The organism is Streptomyces sp. NBC_01775, from assembly GCF_035917675.1.
Taxonomy (GTDB): Bacteria; Actinomycetota; Actinomycetes; order Streptomycetales; family Streptomycetaceae; genus Streptomyces.
Genome location: NZ_CP109104.1, coordinates 6606470 through 6624452 on the forward strand (window position 1 = coordinate 6606470; position 17983 = coordinate 6624452).

At 73.2% G+C, this 17983-nt stretch carries 16 protein-coding genes; 11 read left to right on the plus strand and 5 right to left on the minus strand.

The window, feature by feature from the left end; genetic code table 11:
- The first annotated feature begins 72 nt into the window (after nt 1-72).
- The 4 genes from OHB04_RS29415 to OHB04_RS29430 all read left to right on the plus strand — a co-directional run bounded on the left by OHB04_RS29415 (nt 73) and on the right by OHB04_RS29430 (nt 3435).
- Nucleotides 73-843: a LamB/YcsF family protein gene (locus tag OHB04_RS29415; RefSeq protein WP_326692972.1), complete on the plus strand. Its 771-nt coding sequence runs from the start codon at nt 73-75 to the stop codon at nt 841-843.
- A 176-nt stretch (nt 844-1019) separates the two neighbouring features.
- Nucleotides 1020-1763, plus strand: a complete 744-nt coding sequence (locus OHB04_RS29420; RefSeq protein ID WP_326690651.1) for a 5-oxoprolinase subunit B family protein — start codon at nt 1020-1022, stop codon at nt 1761-1763.
- Nucleotides 1760-2689, plus strand: a complete 930-nt coding sequence (locus tag OHB04_RS29425) for a biotin-dependent carboxyltransferase family protein (RefSeq protein WP_326690652.1) — start codon at nt 1760-1762, stop codon at nt 2687-2689. The genes OHB04_RS29420 and OHB04_RS29425 overlap by 4 nt, the downstream gene beginning before the upstream one ends.
- Nucleotides 2690-2817: 128 nt before the next feature.
- Entirely contained in the window at nt 2818-3435 is a 618-nt protein-coding gene (locus OHB04_RS29430) for a suppressor of fused domain protein (RefSeq protein WP_326690653.1), read from the plus strand.
- 7 nt (nt 3436-3442) lie between these two features.
- On the opposite strand, the gene OHB04_RS29435 is transcribed toward OHB04_RS29430, so the two are convergent.
- Nucleotides 3443-4018, minus strand: coding sequence for a TetR family transcriptional regulator (locus OHB04_RS29435; protein WP_326692973.1), 576 nt, complete (start codon nt 4016-4018; stop codon nt 3443-3445).
- Between the two features lie 448 nt (nt 4019-4466).
- Here OHB04_RS29435 and OHB04_RS29440 point away from each other — a divergent pair, with 448 nt between their 5' ends.
- From OHB04_RS29440 to OHB04_RS29450, 3 genes are all read left to right on the plus strand, one after another.
- Complete coding sequence (locus tag OHB04_RS29440; protein ID WP_326690654.1) at nt 4467-5825, plus strand: glycosyltransferase family 4 protein; 1359 nt, start codon at nt 4467-4469, stop codon at nt 5823-5825.
- A 67-nt stretch (nt 5826-5892) separates the two neighbouring features.
- The gene (locus OHB04_RS29445) at nt 5893-6636 is read left to right on the plus strand and encodes a class I SAM-dependent methyltransferase (protein ID WP_326690655.1); all 744 of its coding nucleotides are present in this window, start codon (nt 5893-5895) and stop codon (nt 6634-6636) included.
- Nucleotides 6633-7700, plus strand: a complete 1068-nt coding sequence (locus tag OHB04_RS29450) for a prenyltransferase/squalene oxidase repeat-containing protein (protein ID WP_326690656.1) — start codon at nt 6633-6635, stop codon at nt 7698-7700. The genes OHB04_RS29445 and OHB04_RS29450 overlap by 4 nt, the downstream gene beginning before the upstream one ends.
- Before the next feature lie 117 nt (nt 7701-7817).
- Here the strand turns inward: OHB04_RS29450 and OHB04_RS29455 are convergent, their stop codons facing one another.
- From OHB04_RS29455 to OHB04_RS29470, 4 genes are all read right to left on the minus strand, one after another.
- Nucleotides 7818-8876 (minus strand): LLM class F420-dependent oxidoreductase, encoded by a 1059-nt coding sequence (locus OHB04_RS29455; RefSeq protein ID WP_326808642.1) that lies wholly within the window; start codon nt 8874-8876, stop codon nt 7818-7820.
- A 163-nt stretch (nt 8877-9039) separates the two neighbouring features.
- A complete protein-coding gene (locus OHB04_RS29460) occupies nt 9040-9921 on the minus strand; it encodes a DUF5336 domain-containing protein (protein WP_326808643.1) in 882 nt (293 codons plus the stop codon).
- Between the two features lie 69 nt (nt 9922-9990).
- A complete protein-coding gene (locus tag OHB04_RS29465) occupies nt 9991-10941 on the minus strand; it encodes an N-acetylmuramoyl-L-alanine amidase (protein WP_405803325.1) in 951 nt (316 codons plus the stop codon).
- Between the two features lie 50 nt (nt 10942-10991).
- Entirely contained in the window at nt 10992-11636 is a 645-nt protein-coding gene (locus OHB04_RS29470) for a class I SAM-dependent methyltransferase (RefSeq protein ID WP_326690659.1), read from the minus strand.
- A 123-nt stretch (nt 11637-11759) separates the two neighbouring features.
- Here OHB04_RS29470 and OHB04_RS29475 point away from each other — a divergent pair, with 123 nt between their 5' ends.
- From OHB04_RS29475 to OHB04_RS29490, 4 genes are all read left to right on the plus strand, one after another.
- Nucleotides 11760-13073, plus strand: coding sequence for a hypothetical protein (locus tag OHB04_RS29475; RefSeq protein WP_326690660.1), 1314 nt, complete (start codon nt 11760-11762; stop codon nt 13071-13073).
- Entirely contained in the window at nt 13070-14311 is a 1242-nt protein-coding gene (locus OHB04_RS29480) for a hypothetical protein (protein ID WP_326690661.1), read from the plus strand. The genes OHB04_RS29475 and OHB04_RS29480 overlap by 4 nt, the downstream gene beginning before the upstream one ends.
- Before the next feature lie 144 nt (nt 14312-14455).
- The gene (locus tag OHB04_RS29485) at nt 14456-16663 is read left to right on the plus strand and encodes an acyl-CoA dehydrogenase (RefSeq protein WP_326808644.1); all 2208 of its coding nucleotides are present in this window, start codon (nt 14456-14458) and stop codon (nt 16661-16663) included.
- Between the two features lie 91 nt (nt 16664-16754).
- Nucleotides 16755-17969 carry a lipid-transfer protein gene (locus OHB04_RS29490; protein WP_326690663.1) on the plus strand — a complete coding sequence of 405 codons (1215 nt, stop codon included), beginning with the start codon at nt 16755-16757 and terminating at the stop codon, nt 17967-17969.
- Nucleotides 17970-17983 lie beyond the last annotated feature (14 nt).

Sequence of the window (17983 nt, forward strand, 5' to 3'; positions counted from 1 at the left end):
CGAAAGGAAATCGGGTACTGGCCCTCTTGCCGGATTGTTGAACAATCCCGTACGTTGCTGGTGATGGACCAGATGATCGACCTTAACGCCGACCTCGGTGAAGGCTTCGGCCGCTGGCGGCTCACCGACGACGAGGCGCTGCTCGCCTCTGTCAGCAGCGCCAACATCGCCTGCGGCTTCCACGCGGGAGACCCGGCCACCATGCGCCGCGTCTGCGCACTGGCCGCCGAGCGCGGCGTGCGCATCGGCGCGCAGGTCTCCTACCGCGATCTGGCGGGCTTCGGCCGCCGGTCCATGGACGTGCCCGCCGCCGAACTGGCCGCCGAAGTGGCTTACCAGATCGGTGCCCTGGAGATCTTCGCCCGCGCGGCGGGCTCCGCCGTCGCCTACGTCAAGCCGCACGGCGCGCTCTACAACCGCACCGTGCGCGACGACGAGCAGGCCGCCGCCGTCGTGGAAGGCGTACGGCTCTCCGGCGCCGGGACGGGAGCGGGGGGCCCGCTGCCGGTGCTCGGGCTGCCGGGCTCCCGGCTGCTCGCCGCCGCTGCCGAGGCCGGGCTGCCCACCGTCGAGGAGGCTTTCGCCGACCGCGCGTACCGTCCCGACGGCACCTTGGTACCGCGCTCGGAGGAGGGTGCTGTGGTGACCGACCCCGAGCAGGTGATCAAGCGCTCGGTGCGGCTGGCCAGGGACGGCGAGGTCGTCGCCACCGACGGCATGACCCTCACCGCGCGGGCCCGCTCGCTGTGCGTACACGGCGACACCCCGGACGCCGCCCGCCTGGCCCGCCGCGTACGCGAGGAACTGACCTCCGCCGGCGTCAGGATCCGGGCCTTCGCGTGACCGGCGCCGTGAACGAGAGGACGGCCGGTACAGCGCCCGGAGCCCGAGCGGAAGCCGAATTCGCGGCTTCAGCCGAACACCGACGCCTTCCCCTCCCCGCCTCCCGGCCGGAGGCCGACGAGAGGGCAGCGGGAGCAGAGGGAGCAGCGGGAGCAGAGGCAGCAGAAGCGGCATCGGTGTCGGTGTCGGGACAGCCCCGGGTGCACCCCGTGGGGCGGCGGGGGCTGTTGGTGGAGCTTGCGTCCGCCGAGGCCACCGAGGCGCTCCACGCCGAGTTGCTGCGGCGCAGGGCCGCGGGGGTGCTGCCGGGCGTGGGGGAGATCGTGCCGGGGGCGACGACCGTGCTGCTCGACGGGTTCGGTACGCCGGAGGGGGCCCGCAAGCTGGCGGCCGAGCTGCCCGGCTGGCGGGTGCCGCCGCTCACCTCGGGCGACGGTGCCGTGGTGGAGATCCCGGTCCGCTACGACGGGCCCGACATCCCCGACGTGGCGGCGCTGTGGGGGGTCGCGGAGGACGAGGTGGCGAGGATTCACGCGGCCATCGAATTCCGCGTCGCGTTCTGCGGGTTCGCGCCCGGCTTCGGCTATCTGACGGGGCTGGACGAACGGCACCACGTACCGCGCCGGTCCAACCCGCGTACCAAGGTGCCCGCCGGTGCGGTAGGGCTCGCCGGTGCGTACACCGGCATCTACCCGCGCTCGTCGCCCGGGGGCTGGCAGCTCATCGGGACGGCGACCGAGACCGTGCTCTGGGACACCTCGCGTACGCCCGCCGCGCTGCTGGCGCCCGGCACCCGCGTCCGCTTCGTCCCGAGCGATCCGTCCGACCCGTCCCGTCCGTCTCGTCCGTCCGACCCGTCCGAGGCCCCCTCTCTCCTTCCGCGCGACTCCGACCCCGACTCCGAAGGGGCACGTCCGTGAACGCCGACGGGTTCGAGACCGTACGGGCCGGCGCGCTCACGACCGTCCAGGATCTCGGCCGCGCCGGTTACGCGCACCTGGGTGTGCCCCGCTCCGGAGCGCTCGACCTCGCCGCGCACCGCCTCGCCAACCGCCTGCTGGGCAACGCGGAGACCGCCGCCACGCTGGAGACGACCCTCACGGGGTGCGCGGTGCGCGTGCTGCGGAGCGCGACGGCCGTGGTGACGGGGGCGCCCTGCCCCGTCACCGTCGACGGTCGTCCCACCGCGTGGGGGCAGCCGGTGCGGCTGCCCGCAGGCGCCCTGCTCGACGTGGGCACCGCCGCGCACGGCGTCCGCTCGTACATCGGCTTCGCCGGGGGAGTGGACGCCGAACCCGTGCTGGGCAGCCGGGCGACCGACCTGCTGTCCGGGCTGGGACCCGCGCCTCTGCGCGACGGCGACCGCGTCCCCCTCGGCGACCGCGTCCCCCTCGGGGTCGGCGTTGGCGGCGGCGTCGGGGGAGAGGTACGGGCGGCTCTTCCCACCGCCCTTCCCGCAGCCGTTCCCGACGCGGCGCACTGGGAGGCGCCGCCACGCGAGTTGGTGCTGCCTTTCGTCCTCGGGCCGCGCGAGGACTGGTTCACGGCGGACGCGCTCCGCACGCTGGTGACCGGTGCCTACCGGGTGTCCGCCGCCAGCAACCGGATCGGGCTGCGGCTGGAGGGCCCGGCGCTGGTGCGGGCCCGTGAGGGGGAACTGGCCAGTGAGGGGATGCCGCTGGGAGCCGTGCAGGTGCCGCCCGAAGGGTGCCCCGTCGTCTTCCTCGCCGACCATCCGACGACCGGCGGCTATCCCGTGATCGGCGTCGTCCCCCCGGAGGCGCTGAGCGCCGCGGCGCAGGCCCCGCCGGGCACCCCGGTCCGCTTCACCCCCGCCGGCCCCTGACCGGACCGGCCCCCGACCGGACCCGGCCCCTCCACGTACCGGCCCCCGACCAGGCGCAAGCCCGTCCAGTGGCCGGGGGCCGTACCCCGGCCCGGCTCCGACGGGCCGGCCGCACTAGGGTCTTGGCCATGCCCGCGCCCGCCGTACTCCGTGACGTCTTCCAAGCTCTGCGGGAAGAGTGGGGTGAAGAGGACGAGGGCTACACCTTCGAGAACGGCCCGCCCCCGGTCGACCGGCTCGACGTCATGGTCCACCGGGCCCAGGAACACACGGCCACCACGGCGTTCGCGACGATAGGCATGGCGGCCCATCCCATGCCCGCACCCGGCGGCCCGGCAGTCGACGGCCCCGCATCCGTACCCACGCCCGAGGAGCGGGCCGAGCTGCGCCTCTTCCGGCGCGGACCGCTCCCGCCCGCCGACGAAGGCCGCCTCGCGACCCGGCTCGCGAACCTCGCGGCCTACCCGTGGACGCGGGGCCACCCGCTCGGCTGGGGCGAGTTGGTCGGGTTCGACGACGAGCTGCCCGCGTTCCCCGGCTGCCGCACCCTCTTCCTCGCGGGGCCGTGGCTCACCGGACAGCCGGCCACCGTCGAGACCGGCGTGGGGCCGGTACGGGTCCTCAACGCCGTGCCCGTCAGCGACGAGGAGCGTCAACGCGCGCGGGAGACGCGCCCCGAGACGTTCTTCAGCGACCTGCTCGACACCCGGGACATCCTGGCGCCTCCACCGGTCACCCGCCCCTGAAGCGCGTCTACCGGCCTGGCGCGGTCACGTCGATCAGGTGGCACACCGTCTCGATGTCGATCTTCACCTGGGCGATCGAGGCCCGTCCCGAGAGCCAGGTGATCAGCGCCGAGTGCCAGGTGTGCTCGATGACGCGGACGGCGGAGAGCTGTTCGGGTGTGGGGGCCGACTCCAGGCCCATCGCGTCCAGAATGATCGCGGTCGTCAGCCGCGAGACCGTGTCGACCTCCGGGCTGACCGAGCGGTCCGCGAATGTCAGCGCGCGGACCATCGCGTCGGCCAGGTGCGGTTCGCGCTGCATCGCGCGGAAGGCCCGCATCAGGGTCTCCGCGACGCGCGCAGCGGAGTCCTCCTCCTGGGGCGGGCGCTTGTGCAGGGTCTCGTGCATGTGCTGCAACTGGTCCTGCATGGTGGCGACCAGCAGGTGGATCTTGGAGGGGAAGTAGCGGTAGAGCGTGCCGAGCGCCACGTTGGAGATCTCGGCGACCTCCCGCATCTGCACCGCGTCGAAGCCGCCCCGCCTGGCCAGCTGGGCGCTGGCGTGCAGGATCCGCCGCCGCCGGGCCTCCTGCCGCTCGGTCAGCGGCGGACCCCCCGACGCGGACCCCGACGCGGATCCCGACGCGGATCCCGACGTGGAGCCGGACGCGGCCCCCGTCGTGGACGACACGGACGCAGCCGGCGTACTTGAGGCGGACGGAGCTGACGAGGCGGAGGAGGCGGACGGAGCGGAGGCGGAGCGAGGCGGCTTGGGGGACTGTGGCGGCGTCGGCTTCGGCGTCATAGGCGTAATCGATCCCGTTTCCATGGCGTTGCGAGCCCTGCGAGGGAGCCGTGCATTGTTGCAGGGCCCGCAGGGGTGGCGCGAATCACCTGCTTCGGCGGCTCAGCCGAAGTGACCGGCCGGTAAATTCTGAGTGCGCGGGGCGAGATGCGCGGGGAGGTCCTCGTCCCGGTCAATCCTGAAACTTGTTCTAGGTTAGCGCGAGCGGCTACGCTCCGGCGGGACGCAGTGACGAAGGGGGCCGCGAGTGACCGCAGAGGCCGTAACCGACCGCCCGCTGCGCATCGCGCTGCTGACCTACAAGGGCAATCCCTACTGCGGCGGTCAGGGCGTCTACGTACGCCACCTCTCCCGTGAACTGGCCCGCCTCGGCCACACCGTCGAGGTCATCGGCGCCCAGCCCTACCCGGTGCTCGACGAGACGGCGGACGCGTCCGGCCGGCTCACCCTCACCGAACTGCCCAGCCTCGACCTGTACCGCCAGCCCGACCCCTTCCGCACCCCGAAGCGCGGCGAGTACCGCGACTGGGTCGACGCGCTGGAGGTCGGCACGATGTGGACCGGCGGCTTCCCCGAGCCGCTGACCTTCTCGCTGCGGGCCCGCCGCCATCTCGCGGCCCGGCGCGGCGAGTTCGACGTCATCCACGACAACCAGACGCTCGGCTACGGCCTCCTGGGCGGCCCCCGGGCCCTGGGAGCGCCGCTGGTGACCACCATCCACCACCCCGTCACCGTCGACCGGCGCCTGGAGCTGGCGGCGGCCGACGGCTGGCGGCGGCGCACCTCGGTACGCCGCTGGTACGGCTTCACGCGCATGCAGCGCCGCGTCGCCCGCAGGCTGCCCTCCGTGCTGACCGTCTCCGGCTCCTCGCGCCAGGAGATCGCCGAGGACCTGGGCGTGCGCGAGGAGCGCATCCACGTGGTGCACATCGGCGCCGACACCCGCCTCTTCTCGCCCGACCCCGCCGTGTCCGAGGTGCCGGGCCGCATCGTGACGACCTCCAGCGCCGATGTGCCCCTCAAGGGGCTGGTGCACCTGGTCGAGGCGCTGGCGAAGGTCCGCACCGAGCGGCCCGACGCGCACCTCGTGGTCGTCGGCAAGCGCCCCGAGGAGGGCCCGGTCGCCGCCGCGATGGACGCCCACGGGCTGGGCGGCGCCGTCGAGTTCGTCAAGGGCATCAGCGACGCCGAGCTGGCCGCGCTGGTGCGCGGGGCGCAGATCGCCTGTGTGCCCTCCCTGTACGAGGGCTTCTCGCTGCCCGCCGCCGAGGCCATGGCCACCGGCACCCCGCTGCTGGCCACCACCGGCGGCGCCATCCCCGAGGTCGCGGGGCGCGACGGGGAGACCTGTCTCGCCGTGCCACCGGGCGACGCGGGGGCGCTGGCCGCCGGGCTGCTGCGGCTGCTGGACGACGCTCCGTTGCGCGCCCGGCTGGGGGCGGCGGGGCGCGAGCGGGTGCTCTCCCGCTTCACCTGGGAGCGGGCGGCACTCGGCACGGTCGAGCGGTATCGCTCCGCGATGGGTGCCCCGTCCTCCCAGTTCGTGCGCTCACCCGTGGTGCGGCCCCCCGCCGACGCGGTACCCGCCGTCGCCGACAGCCGGTGACGCTGCCCCCGCTTCCCCCGCCCCCCGCCCCCGCCCCTGTTGCTGTGTTCTGGAAGGCTGACCTTCAGTGCTGACCGTGGACTTCTCCCGTTTCCCGCTTGCCCCAGGCGATCGCGTGCTCGATCTGGGATGCGGGGCAGGACGGCACGCTTTCGAGTGTTACCGGCGCGGAGCGCGCGTGGTCGCGCTCGACCAGAACGCCGAAGAGATCCGCGAGGTCGCCAAGTGGTTCGCCGCCATGGAAGAGGCCGGTGAGGCGCCGACGGGGGCGACGGCGACCGCCATGGAGGGGGACGCGCTCGCGCTCCCGTTCCCCGACGACAGCTTCGACGTCGTCATCATCTCCGAGGTCATGGAGCACATCCCCGACGACAAGGGCGTGCTCGCCGAGATGGTCCGCGTCCTCAAGCCGGGCGGCCGTATCGCCGTGACCGTTCCCCGCTACGGCCCGGAGAAGGTCTGCTGGGCGCTCAGCGACGCATACCACGAGGTCGAGGGCGGCCACATCCGCATCTACCGCGCCACCGAACTCCTCGCCAAGATGCGCGAGGCGGGGCTGCGCCCCTACGGCTCCCACCACGCGCACGGGCTGCACTCGCCCTACTGGTGGCTCAAATGCGCGTTCGGCGTCGACCGCGACGGTGACCAGGCGCCGCTGCCGGTGCGCGCCTATCACAAGCTGCTGGTGTGGGACATCATGAAGCGCCCCCTGGCCACCCGCCTCGCCGAGCAGGCGCTCGACCCGGTGATCGGCAAGAGCTTCGTGGCGTACGCGACCAAGCCGCACCTGCCCGCCGCGGCCGTCAAGTGACCAGCCCGGAGCGGACGGAGCGGCTGGTGCTGCCCGGCGTGCTGACCGCCGAGCAGGCCGAGCTGACCGTGGCCGGGGTGGCCGCCGTCCAGCGCACCGACGGCGCCATACCGTGGTTCCGCGGCCACCACCTCGACCCGTGGGACCACATCGAGGCCGCGATGGCGCTGGACGCGGCGGGCGAGTCGGCCCGCGCCGAGGCCGCCTACCGCTGGCTGGCCCGCCACCAGCTGCCCGACGGCTCCTGGTACGCCGCCTACGCCGACGGGGACGCGGCGGCGCCCACCGACAGGGCGCGCGAGACCAACTTCTGCGCCTACGTGGCCGTGGGCGTGTGGCACCACTACCTGTCCACCGGGGACGACGCGTTCCTCGACAGCATGTGGCCGGTGGTGGTGGCCGCCGTCGAATTCGTGCTGCGCCACCAGCAGCCGGGCGGACAGATCGGGTGGAAACAGGAGTCCGACGGCACCCTCGTCGCCGACGCGCTGCTGACCGGTTCGTCCTCCGTCTACCAGGCGCTGCGCTGTGCGCTGGCGCTGGCCGAACACCGCGAGGAGCCGCAGCCCGACTGGGAGCTGGCCGTCGGCTGGCTCGGCCACGCCCTGCGCCGCCACCCCGAACGGTTCCTCGACAAGAGCCGCTACTCCATGGACTGGTACTACCCGGTGCTCGGCGGCGCGCTGCGGGGCACCGCGGCGAAGGAGCGCATCGAGGCCGGCTGGGACCGCTTCGTGGTGCCCGGCCTGGGCGTACGCTGCGTGGTCCCCAACCCCTGGGTAACCGGCGGCGAGAGCGCCGAACTCGCCCTCGCCCTGTGGGTCGTGGGGGAGTCCGACCGCGCGCTGGACATCCTCAAATGGATCCAGCACCTGCGCGCCGAGGACGGCATGTACTGGACGGGGTACGTCTTCGAGGACGACGCGTTCTGGCCCCGCGAGCGGACCGCTTGGACCGCGGGGTCTTTGCTGCTGGCCGTCGCCGCGCTGGGGGGTGACGACGCGACGGCCCAGGTCTTCCAGGGGGAAGACCTGCCTTCTGGGCTGGACCCGGACTGCTGTTAGCCGCGCGCTGTCTTCTGCCGTCAGCCCAAGAATCGCGCTGGGGCGCTCGTCCTCAAGCCCCCCCGGCCTCCGGCCGGGAGGAGCCCCCGGACGGGCTGAAATTCAGCAGGGGCTCCCTCACGCGTTGAGCTCGGCCAGCACCCGCAGCGTCCGCGGATCCGGCGCCGTCACCAGCAGATCCGTCACAGGCCCGGCCCGCCACAGGGCCAGCCTCTCCGCGATCCTCTCCCGAGGCCCCACAAGCGAGATCTCATCCGCGAACGCGTCGGGCACGGCCCGCACCGCGTCCTCCTTCCGCCCCTCGGCGAACAGCGCCTGGATGCGCGCTGCGGCCTCCTCGTACCCCATGCGGGCCATCAGCTCCGCATGGAAATTCCGCCCACCCGTCTCCCGGCCACCGCCCCTGACCGTGCGCTCCGCGCGCGCCTTGCTCGCGCCCATCCCCCCGATGTAGAAGCCGAGCATCATCTTCACCGGCAACAGTCCCTCCGCGACGTCGTCGCACACCCGCGCCTGTGCCATCGGCGCGACGAGAAAGCCGGGCGGGGCCTCGGCCAGCGCGGCCTCGTGGGCGGAGACCCGGGTGGGCGACCAGTACAGCGGGAGCCACCCGTCCGCGATCCGCGCGGTCTGGGCGACGTTCTTTGGGCCCTCGGCCCCGAGCAGCACCGGCAGGTCCCCCCGCAGCGGATGCGTGATCGGCTTGAGCGGCTTGCCCAGCCCCGTGCCGTCCGTGCCCGTGTACGGGTGCGAGTGGTAGCGCCCCTCCAGTCTCACCGGCCCCTCGCGGCGCAGGACCTGGCGTACGACGTTCACGTACTCGCGCGTCAGGGTCAGCGGCGAGGAGGGGAACGGGCGTCCGTACCAGCCCTCCACGACCTGCGGGCCGGAGAGCCCGAGGCCGAGCAGCATCCGGCCGCCGGACAGGTGGTCCAGGGTCAGCGCGTGCATCGCGGTGGCGGTGGGTGTGCGGGCGGCCATCTGCGCGACGGCGGTGCCCAGGCGGATGCGGGAGGTGTGCGCGGCGATCCAGGTGAGCGCGGTGAACGCGTCGGAGCCCCAGGACTCCGCGGTCCACACCGAGTGGTAGCCCAGGTCCTCGGCCTGGCGGGCGAGTTCGAGGTGCCGGGGGTCGGGGCCCCGGCCCCAGTATCCGAGCGCCAGACCGAGCCGCATCGGCCCGCCTCCTCCCAGTGAGCAGCTGACGGCCCCGGGCGATCGGCGATCCACTGACGGCGCGTCAGTTACCGGGTGCCGCGCCGCAGCGTACGGCAACGGCCCCCCGCCCGGAAGGGCGAGGGGCCGTGCTCTGCGCGAGTGGGCCGGCGGTGCCGGTGTCTCAGCCGCGCTGGATGTTCGAGGTGTCCTGGAGGACGCCGCGGCGTCCGTCCTGGGTCTGCGCGATCAGCGCCTGACCGCGCTGCTCCACCGCGAGGTACCAGGTGCCCGGCGCCAGTTCGGCGATGGGCTGCGGGGAGCCGTCCTCGGCGAAGAGGGGGCGCGCCATCGGAACGGCGAACCAGAACGGCTGGAAGTTCGGGTCGGGAGCGCCACCGGCGGCCGGACCGGGCTGACCCGGCTGCGGGCCTCCGGCCTGCGGCTGTCCGCCAGGACCCGGCTGTCCACCCGGACCCGGCTGACCCGGCTGCTGCCCGTACGGCTGACCCGGCCCCGGCTGACCCGGCTGACCGCCGTAGGGGCCCGGCTGCGGCCCGCCCGGGTAGCCGTAGCCCTGCGGCCCCTGCTGCCCGTACGGGCCGGGACGCGGGCCGCCGGCGGGCACCAGCGGCAGGACGAGGAAGGGGATCACCGGCGTGAGGACGGCCGCGCCGGCGGCGATCAGGACACCGAAGAGCGCGATGATCGCGCCCGCACCCAGGCTGGCCTCATCCGGGGAGGACCCCAGCACCCAGAACCAGCCCCACACCGAGACCACCGTCAGGCTGACGCCGAACTGGGGCAGGGTGAGGGCACCGAACTTACGGTTCTCCGGCAGGAAGCGACCACCGGCAAGTGCCGCGGCACCGAGGATGGCGGGAAGGAACACCGTGGCCAGGACCATGGTCAGCTTGTCCGTGTCCCAGGCGTTCGGCATGTCGATCTTGTCGCAGTACGAGCCTTCACAATCGGCGGAGAAGTACTCGAGGAACGAGGCGATGAACAGCAGCACCGCTGCTCCTATCACCGCGCCGTCGCCTCGCGTGAGCGAGCGGATGTTCACGTGGGGTCCTTAATCGGTCTGGTCATGGTTGGGTCTGCCGGGGGTGAGCACCCCATCGTACGGATGACACTACGGGCCGGTCTTCTGGGTTCGCTTCCCGGCGAGGAAAGAAGTGATCCCGTCGGCGACCCCGTGCGCGGCCTTTCCGCGCCACTTCGCTGAGGTGAGCAGATCGGCATCGTGCGGATCCCGCATGTTGCCGCATTCGAGGAAGACTTTGGGGACTGTACTGAGGTTGAGACCTCCCAGATCACCACGAGTGTCCAAACCGTTGCCATCGCCCAGATAGTTGGCCGGACGTTCACCCGTGGTCTCGCGGAACGCGTCCCGCACCTTTGTTCCCAGCCGTCGGGAGGGATCCGTGATCCGGCGGGTGTCCGCCTCGCCCTTGTGTACGGATGCGGGAAGAATCACATGAAAGCCGCGGCTGCCGCTGGGGGCCCCGTCGGCATGGAGCGAAATGACGGCGTCCGCTTGTGCCCGGTTTCCGATATTCGCGCGTTCATCCACACAGGGCCCGTACGGATCGTCACCGTCATGGGTGAACTTCACCTTCGCGCCGTGCTCTTGGAGCGCCGTGCGGACCCGGCGTGCGAGATCGAGGGTGAAGTCGGCCTCCGCGTAACCGGAATTGGTCGCGGTGCCCGTGGTGTCGCATTCCTTCTTCGCCGTGCCGATATCCACGAGGCGGGAAATCTCGCCTGGCTGGTCGCGATTGTGGGGATTGTGACCGGGGTCGATCACGATGGTCCGCCCGCGCAGCGCCGGACCGTCGGACTTCGGGGCGTCCTTCCCCCCGCCGCCCCCGGCACCTCCGCCGTTCTTGCCGCCCTTGCCGCTCCCGTCGTCCCCGGTGCCTTTACCCGAAGCCGCCGAGGGGGAGGGGGTGCCCCGGCCGCCGTCGTCACCGCCGGGGAGGACCGAACACCCGGCCGCGCCCACGCATACGAGTGCGACCGCCGAGGCGGCCACCCGCCGCCTCAGCGGCCTTGGCCGCCTCCCGAAACTTCCCTTCGACACGGGCGTAGATGCTAGAGCCTCTCGGCGCCATGAGCCGCACGGGGGCCGCCTCACAAGCGCCGCAGGACCCGTAGCGAAGCGGTCGCCGACTCCGGCGCGTACGCGCCCGAGGCCAGCGCCCGCTGGTGAATGTGGTGCGGGGCCTGGCCGCCGTCCGCCGGATCCGGAAAGACGTCATGGATCACCAGCAGCCCCCCGGACGCCAGCCGAGGCGTCCACCCCTCGTAGTCCGCGGTGGCGTGCTCCTCGGTGTGGCCGCCGTCGATGAACACCAGGCCGAGCGGGCTGCCCCACACCGCCGCGACCAGCGGCGAGCGCCCCACCAGCGCCACCACGTGGTCCTCAAGCCCCGCCGCGTGCAGCGTCCGGCGGAAGGTGGGCAGCGTGTCCATCCGCCCCACCACCGGGTCCACGACCTCCGGGTCGTGATACTCCCAGCCGGGCTGCTGCTCCTCGCTTCCCCGGTGGTGGTCGACCGTGAGAGCCGTCACACCCGCCGCGCGTGCCGCGTCGGCCAGCAGAAGGGTGGAGCGCCCGCAGTAGGTGCCCACCTCCAGCAGGGGCAGCCCGAGCCGCGTGGCCTCGGCGGCTGCCGCGTACAGCGCGAGCCCTTCGTCCAGCGGCATGAACCCCTTCGCGGCCTCGAAGGCGGCGAGCGTACGGGGTTCGGGCCGGGCGGCGGTGGCCTGGCTCATCCGGTCTTCCTCTCGTCTCAGTGTCTCGTCCTCTCGTCCCAACGCCCGCCATGCTGCCCTACTGTCCGGCCGCCGGAACCCGGCAGGTACCCTCTCCGGGCTGTCGATCTCGGGGGAGGGTCTGTGACGGACGGTGAGGAAGCGAAGGAAGCGGCGGAAGCGGCGGACAACGGGGGCAACTCGGACGGCGAGGGTGACGCGTCCGCCGAGCGTGACGCGTCCGCCGGGGGTGACGCGTCCGCCGGGGGTGACCGGAACGCACCGGGGGCCTCGGCCCGTCCCCGGCTGACGCGGCGCCGCAAGGGGATCGGGGCGGTCGTCTGTCTCGCCGTTCTGGCGGCGGCCGGACTGGGGACCTGGGCCACGGACACCTGGCCCTTCGACAAGGAGAGCTACTGCTGGGGCGCCTGGCAGGAGGACAGCGGTCCGTTCGCGCTGAGCGACAGGGCCGCCGGCGACGGCTACGAACGCTCCGGCAAGGAATCGGCCCCGCCCTCCTCCTCGTCCGCGCGGGCGACCTGCTCGGTCCGGGTCGTCGAGAGCGCGGACGACTCCTCCGACGACAGTTCCTCCAGCGACTACGACGACGACGCGGACAGCGACTACGACGACAGCACCGACCAGGACACCGCCTCGGCGGAGCCGGAGGAAGTCTCGCGGCTCACGGCCGAGTTCGGCGCCGTCCCGCGCGAGGCGGACGAGCGCCGCTCATGGCTGAGCGACTTCTTCGACGCGAAGGCCGCACCCCTGCCCGACGGGCTGCCCGGCTTCGCGGGCGAAGAGGGCGGCGCCCTGGTCCTGCCGAAGGCGTGCGACCGGGACGGCAGGCCGACCGCCGTGACCGTGCACGGTATGCAGGGCACGACACACCTGGTCGGCACCGAATCGGACGTGGCCGGCCTCCTGGTGGCCGTCGCCAACACGGCCGCCGAGAAGGCGGGCTGCGCGGGCGACGAACCGATACGCGTCGACGCACCCGTCGCCGACTCCGGCACGGACGATCTGAGCGGCGCGGGCAAGGACACCTGCCGCATACCCGGCTTCGACTTCGCCGAGCGCGAGGAGGACCACCTCAGACCGCGCGTCGGCGCCGTCGAGGACGACGTCCAGACCTGCTCGGTGGATGACGAGACCGACGTGAGCGCGCCCGGTTTCGCGGGCCAGTTCGTGATGGCGCAACAGCCGCGCCTGGCGGCCCTGTTCACCGGCATGACGGGCGACGGCCCGCCCGGAAAGGGCTGGCGCGGCAAGGGGAAGGTCGCCGGGCGCGAGGGGGTGCTGAGCGCCGAGTGCGGCGGCGAGCGCACCGTCTTCTACATGAACCTGGGCGAGGAACTCCGGAGCATCGCCCGCCCCGGCGCCCGTCAGGTGTTCGCCCGTACGGCGAACTCCGTGGCCGAGCGCATCGGCTGCGACGCGGTGGCACCCCGGTCATGAACGACCCGGCAACGAACGACCCGGCCCTGAACAGCGCGGCCCTGAACAGCGCCGCCACGCACGACGAACACCCCAGGCGGAGGGACGACATGCCGGACGAGACCGACATCAGGGCCCGGGTGCGCCGCCTGGCGCGGGGCAAGGCCGGCACCGCGGTCGTCGGCGCGCTCGTCGGGGCGCTGCTCGCCACCGGCGTCATGGCCTGGCGCGCCGGCGAACTGCCCCTCGTCCCCCACAACGTGTGCTGGAACGCGCTGTCCTCCGACGACCTGGACGGGCTCTTCTCGGACGAGGGCGACATCCGCGCCCAGGAGATGCCGCTGGACCACGCCCTCGGCGCCGACGAGACCAGCGCCACGCAGTGCGGCATCCAGCGGTGGCAGGACGACGAGCTGAAGTGGGAGGTCACCGCGGAGGTCAAGGAACTCGACAGGTACCACGGCAAGGACGGGCGGGAGTGGCCGGAGGAGTTCCTGTCGTCGGCGATGGTGCCGCTCGGTGGCGAGGTCACCGGCATGGTCTCCCCGGCCCGGGCCTGGGTGGCGCTTCCGGCGACCTGCCAGGGCGGCAGGAAGGACGATCCGCCGACGGTCGTCTCGCTCAGCTCCGGCCGGCCCGACACCCGCCAGGAGAACCCGCGCGAGGCGCGGTCCTACCGTGCCGCGCTCGCGAGCGCGGTGGTGCACCTGGCCAACGGCGTCATGGACGAGCACGGCTGCTCCGGGCGCTACGCCGACCCCGACACGGAAAAGCTCGCCCCACTGGCGCCGTACAAGACGCCGAAGGGCGACGCGGACCTGTGCGGTCTCAAGGGTGTGAGGCTGCCCGAGTGGGCGCGCTCTTCGGTGGGTTACTCCCATGGGATGCGGGCCACCTCCACCCGCGAGGGCGTCGTCCACTCCTGCGAGGTCGGACGGGAGCCGGACTCGGACGGGCTGCGGCTGACGACCATCGAGGACCCCGGGCTGGGACACGCCGTCGAGCCGCTGGCGCGCGAGGGGACGGAGCGCCTCAAGGGCGACGGCTACGGCAGCGTTTCGGGTGATCTCGCCGTCTATACGGTCCCCTGCCAGACGGGCCAGGTCGTCTTCACCGCGCAGGCCCGCGCGAGCCTGAGCGGGCGCTCGCCGGCCGTCTCCGTGCTGCCCTCGTACGTACGTGCCCAGGCCAAACGCATCGGCTGCGGCGACGTAAAGGTGGAGGGGGCGAAGCGGGCGGAGCGGTCCGGCAGCCGGTAGCGGTGCACCCGCCGGTGAGTTCGGCTCAGCGCGGGTCCCGGCCGCCGCCTCCTCGCGGTGAGGCGGCCCGTCCGCCCCGTGCGGGCCACTCCAGGCGGGGCGTACGCCTTCCTTCGTAGTGGAACGTGTTCTACTGTGCCCCGCATGGGCATCGGGATCACGCATGAGCAGCGGGAGTTGGCCGAGTCCGTGCGCGGGTGGGCGGCGCGGGCCGTGCCGTCCGAGGAGCGGCGCAAGCTGCTGGAGGCGGCGCCGGACCCGTCGCCGCCCGCCTTCTGGGAGAGCCTCGCCCAGCAGGGTCTGTGCGGGTTGCATCTGCCGGAGGCGGCGGGTGGCGGGGGCGGCTCGCTGCTGGACCTGGCCGTCGTGCTGGAGGAGACCGGTACGGCGGCGTTGCCCGGGCCGTTCCTGCCGCACGTACTGGCGGCCGAACTGCTGCACACGGGCGGTGCCCGGCCCGAGTTGGTCCGCGCACTGGCGACCGGCGAGCGCGTCGCGGCCGTCGCCCTGGACAGCGGCTCGCTGACCGCCGTCCTCCAAGGCGACAGCTATGTGCTGGACGGCGCCGCCCCGCCCGTCCTGGCCGGGGCGCAGGCCGACCTGCTGGTGCTGGCCGCCGAGACGGCGACGGGCACCGTGTGGCTGGCCGCCGACGCCGCCGCCCTCCAGGTACGCGCCCACGAGAGCGCCGACCCGCTGCGGCCGACGGCACAGGTGACCGCCGAGGGCGTCGCCGTACCCGCCGCGCGGGCCCTGGAGGCCGACGGGCAGCTCGTACGCGACCTCGCGCGCACCCTGCACGCGGCAGAGGCGTGCGGGGTGGCGGCCTGGGCGCTGGACACGGCGGCCGAACACGCCAAGGTACGCGAACAGTTCGGCCGCCCCATCGGCCAGTTCCAGGCCGTCAAGCACCTGTGCGCGGACATGCTCGTACGGCTGGAGCAGGCCCGCGCCCTCACCTGGGACGCGGCCCGCGCGGCCCGCGAGGACGGCGCGGGGGCCCTGAAGGCGGCTGAAGCGCGCGGGCTGACGGCGGCGCTCGCCGCCTCCGCCGCGCTGGAGGCCGCCTACACCTGCGCCAAGGACTGCGTGCAGATCCTCGGCGGCATCGGCTTCACCTGGGAGCACGACGCGCATCTGTATCTGCGCAGGGCCGTGGTCGCGCGGCAGCTGCTCGGCACCGGCGCCGCGCACCGGCTGCGCGCCGCGCGGCTCGCCGCCGACGGCGCCCGACGCGAGCTGACGACGGAGCTGCCCCCGGAGGCCGAGCCCTACCGCGCGGCGGCCCGCGAGGCCGCCGCCACCGCGCGCGGCCTGGACCCGGCCGCCGCGCGCCGCGCCCTGGCCCCCACCGGGTACGCGGCGCCGCACCTGCCCGAGCCGTACGGCCTCGGCGCGGGCCCCGTACGGCAGTTGGCCGTGCAGCGGGAGCTGGCGGACGCGGGAGTGAAGGTGAGCGACCTGGGCATCGCCACCTGGGTGGTGCCCTCGCTGATCGCCTACGGCACCCCCGAGCAGCGCGACCGCCATCTGCCGCCCACGCTGCGCGGCGAGGTGCTGTGGTGCCAGCTGTTCTCCGAGCCGGGCGCCGGCTCGGACCTGGCGTCGCTGCGTACACGTGCCGTACGCGGTGAGGACGGCGGCTGGCGGGTCGACGGGCAGAAGGTGTGGACGTCGGCGGCGCAGTGGTCGGACTGGGGCATCCTGCTGGCCCGCACCGACCCGGCGGCGCCCAAGCACGAGGGGCTGACCTTCTTCCTCGTCGACATGAAGAACACCCCCGGCATCGACGTGCGCCCCCTCAAGGAGATCACCGGCGATTCCCTCTTCAACGAGGTCTACTTCGACGATGTGCCGCTGCCCGCCGACGCGGTCGTCGGCGAGGTCGGCGACGGCTGGCGCGTCGCCCGCCACACGCTGGGCAACGAGCGCGTCCACATGGCCGACCAGCTCACCTTCAGCACCGGCCTGGAGGCCCTCATCGGGCGGCTGGACACGGTGGACGACACCGTACGGGAGCGGATCGGGGCGCTGGCCGCCGAGGCGCACGCCCTCGCCTGCATCGGCCTGCGCACCACCCTCCAGCAGGTCGAAGGCCTCGACCCGGGTGCGGGCGCCAGCGTACGGAAGCTGATCCAGACCCCGCACCAGCAGCGCGTGGCCGAGCTGGCCCTCGAACTCCTGGGCTGGCGCGGCGCGCTGTGCGAGGGCGAAGGGGAGCGGGCCGTGCACGGCTTCTTGATGTCGCGCTGCCTGACCATCGCGGGCGGCACCACCCAGGTCCAGCTCAACGTGGTGGCCGAACGCCTGCTCGGCCTCCCCCGCGACCCCGAGCCCCGCCCCCTCATCTGACCCGGACCCCGCCCCCTCATCGACTGACTCCCGCTTCGGACTCCGGCTTCGGACTCCGGCTTCGGACTCCGGCTTTCCAGGAGGCACCGCAATGACAGGCAAGGCATTCATCGTCGGCGTAGGCATGACGAAGTTCGAGAAGCCCGAGGCGCGCGAGTGGCAGTACTGGGACATGGCGGGCGAGGCCGGCCGCGCGGCCCTCGCCGACGCCGGAATCCCCTACGACCTGGTCGAGCAGGCCCCCGTCGGCTACTGCTACCAGGCGTCCACGGCGGCCCAGCGGGCCGTCTACGAGCTGGGCCTGACCGGCATCCCCGTCTACAACGTCAACAACAACTGCGCCACCGGCTCCACCGCCTTGATGATGGCCCGCCAGTTCGTGGCCTCGGGCCTCAACGACTGTGTGCTGGCGCTGGGGTTCGAGAAGATGAAGAAGGGCGCGCTGGGCGCCGGTTCGGGCGGGGCCCGCGGCGGAGCCGCTGAGGACGACTTCGCCACCTCGCCGGTCGCCCGGCACTACGGCGTCATGGCGGCGCGGCACGGCTTCGAGATGACGCCGCCGACCGCGCAGATCTTCGGCAACGCGGCGCGCGAGCACATGGAGCGGTACGGCACCACGGCCGCGCAGCTGGCCGCCGTCGGCGAGAAGAACCACCGCCACTCCGCGGCCAACCCCCGCGCGCAGTTCCAGGACGTCTACACACGCGAGGAGATCCTCGCCGCCAGGACCATCCACGACCCCCTCACCAAACTCCAGTGCTCCCCGACCTCCGACGGCTCGGCGGCGGCCGTCGTCGCCTCGGAACGCTTCGTTCGCGAACACGGCCTGGCGGAGCGGGCCGTGGAGATCGCGGCGCAGACCATGACGACCGACACCGCCGAGTCCTTCGCCTCGGGCTCCTGTATCGACGTCGTAGGCCGGCCGATGTCCCGTGCGGCGGCCACCCGGGTCTACGAGGACAGCGGCCTGGGCATCGAGGACGTCGACGTGATCGAGCTGCACGACTGCTTCTCCATCAACGAGCTCCTCACCTACGAGGCGCTCGGCATGTGTCCCGAGGGCAAGTCCGGCCCCCTGGTGGAGTCCGGCGTCACCACCTATGGGGGTGACTGGGTGGTCAACCCCTCCGGCGGCCTCATCTCCAAGGGACACCCCCTGGGCGCGACGGGCATCGCCCAGTGCGCGGAGCTCGTGTGGCAGCTCCGGGGCGAAGCGGGCCCCCGCCAGGTCGACGCCGCACGGGTGGGCCTGGCCCACAACATCGGCCTCGGCGGCGCGGCGGTGGTGACCTTGCTGCGGCGGTGAGGGGATCCCGTATC

What these genes read in the sequence shown, in the direction of transcription:
- OHB04_RS29455 (WP_326808642.1), bottom strand. Translation starts at nt 8,876, where the DNA reads ATGCGGCTCGGTCTGGCGCTCGGATACTGGGGCCGGGGCCCCGACCCC.
- OHB04_RS29480 (WP_326690661.1), top strand. Translation starts at nt 13,070, where the DNA reads ATGAACGACCCGGCAACGAACGACCCGGCCCTGAACAGCGCGGCCCTG.
- OHB04_RS29490 (WP_326690663.1), top strand. Translation starts at nt 16,755, where the DNA reads ATGACAGGCAAGGCATTCATCGTCGGCGTAGGCATGACGAAGTTCGAG.
- OHB04_RS29430 (WP_326690653.1), top strand. Translation starts at nt 2,818, where the DNA reads ATGCCCGCGCCCGCCGTACTCCGTGACGTCTTCCAAGCTCTGCGGGAA.
- OHB04_RS29470 (WP_326690659.1), bottom strand. Translation starts at nt 11,636, where the DNA reads ATGAGCCAGGCCACCGCCGCCCGGCCCGAACCCCGTACGCTCGCCGCC.
- OHB04_RS29485 (WP_326808644.1), top strand. Translation starts at nt 14,456, where the DNA reads ATGGGCATCGGGATCACGCATGAGCAGCGGGAGTTGGCCGAGTCCGTG.
- OHB04_RS29415 (WP_326692972.1), top strand. Translation starts at nt 73, where the DNA reads ATGATCGACCTTAACGCCGACCTCGGTGAAGGCTTCGGCCGCTGGCGG.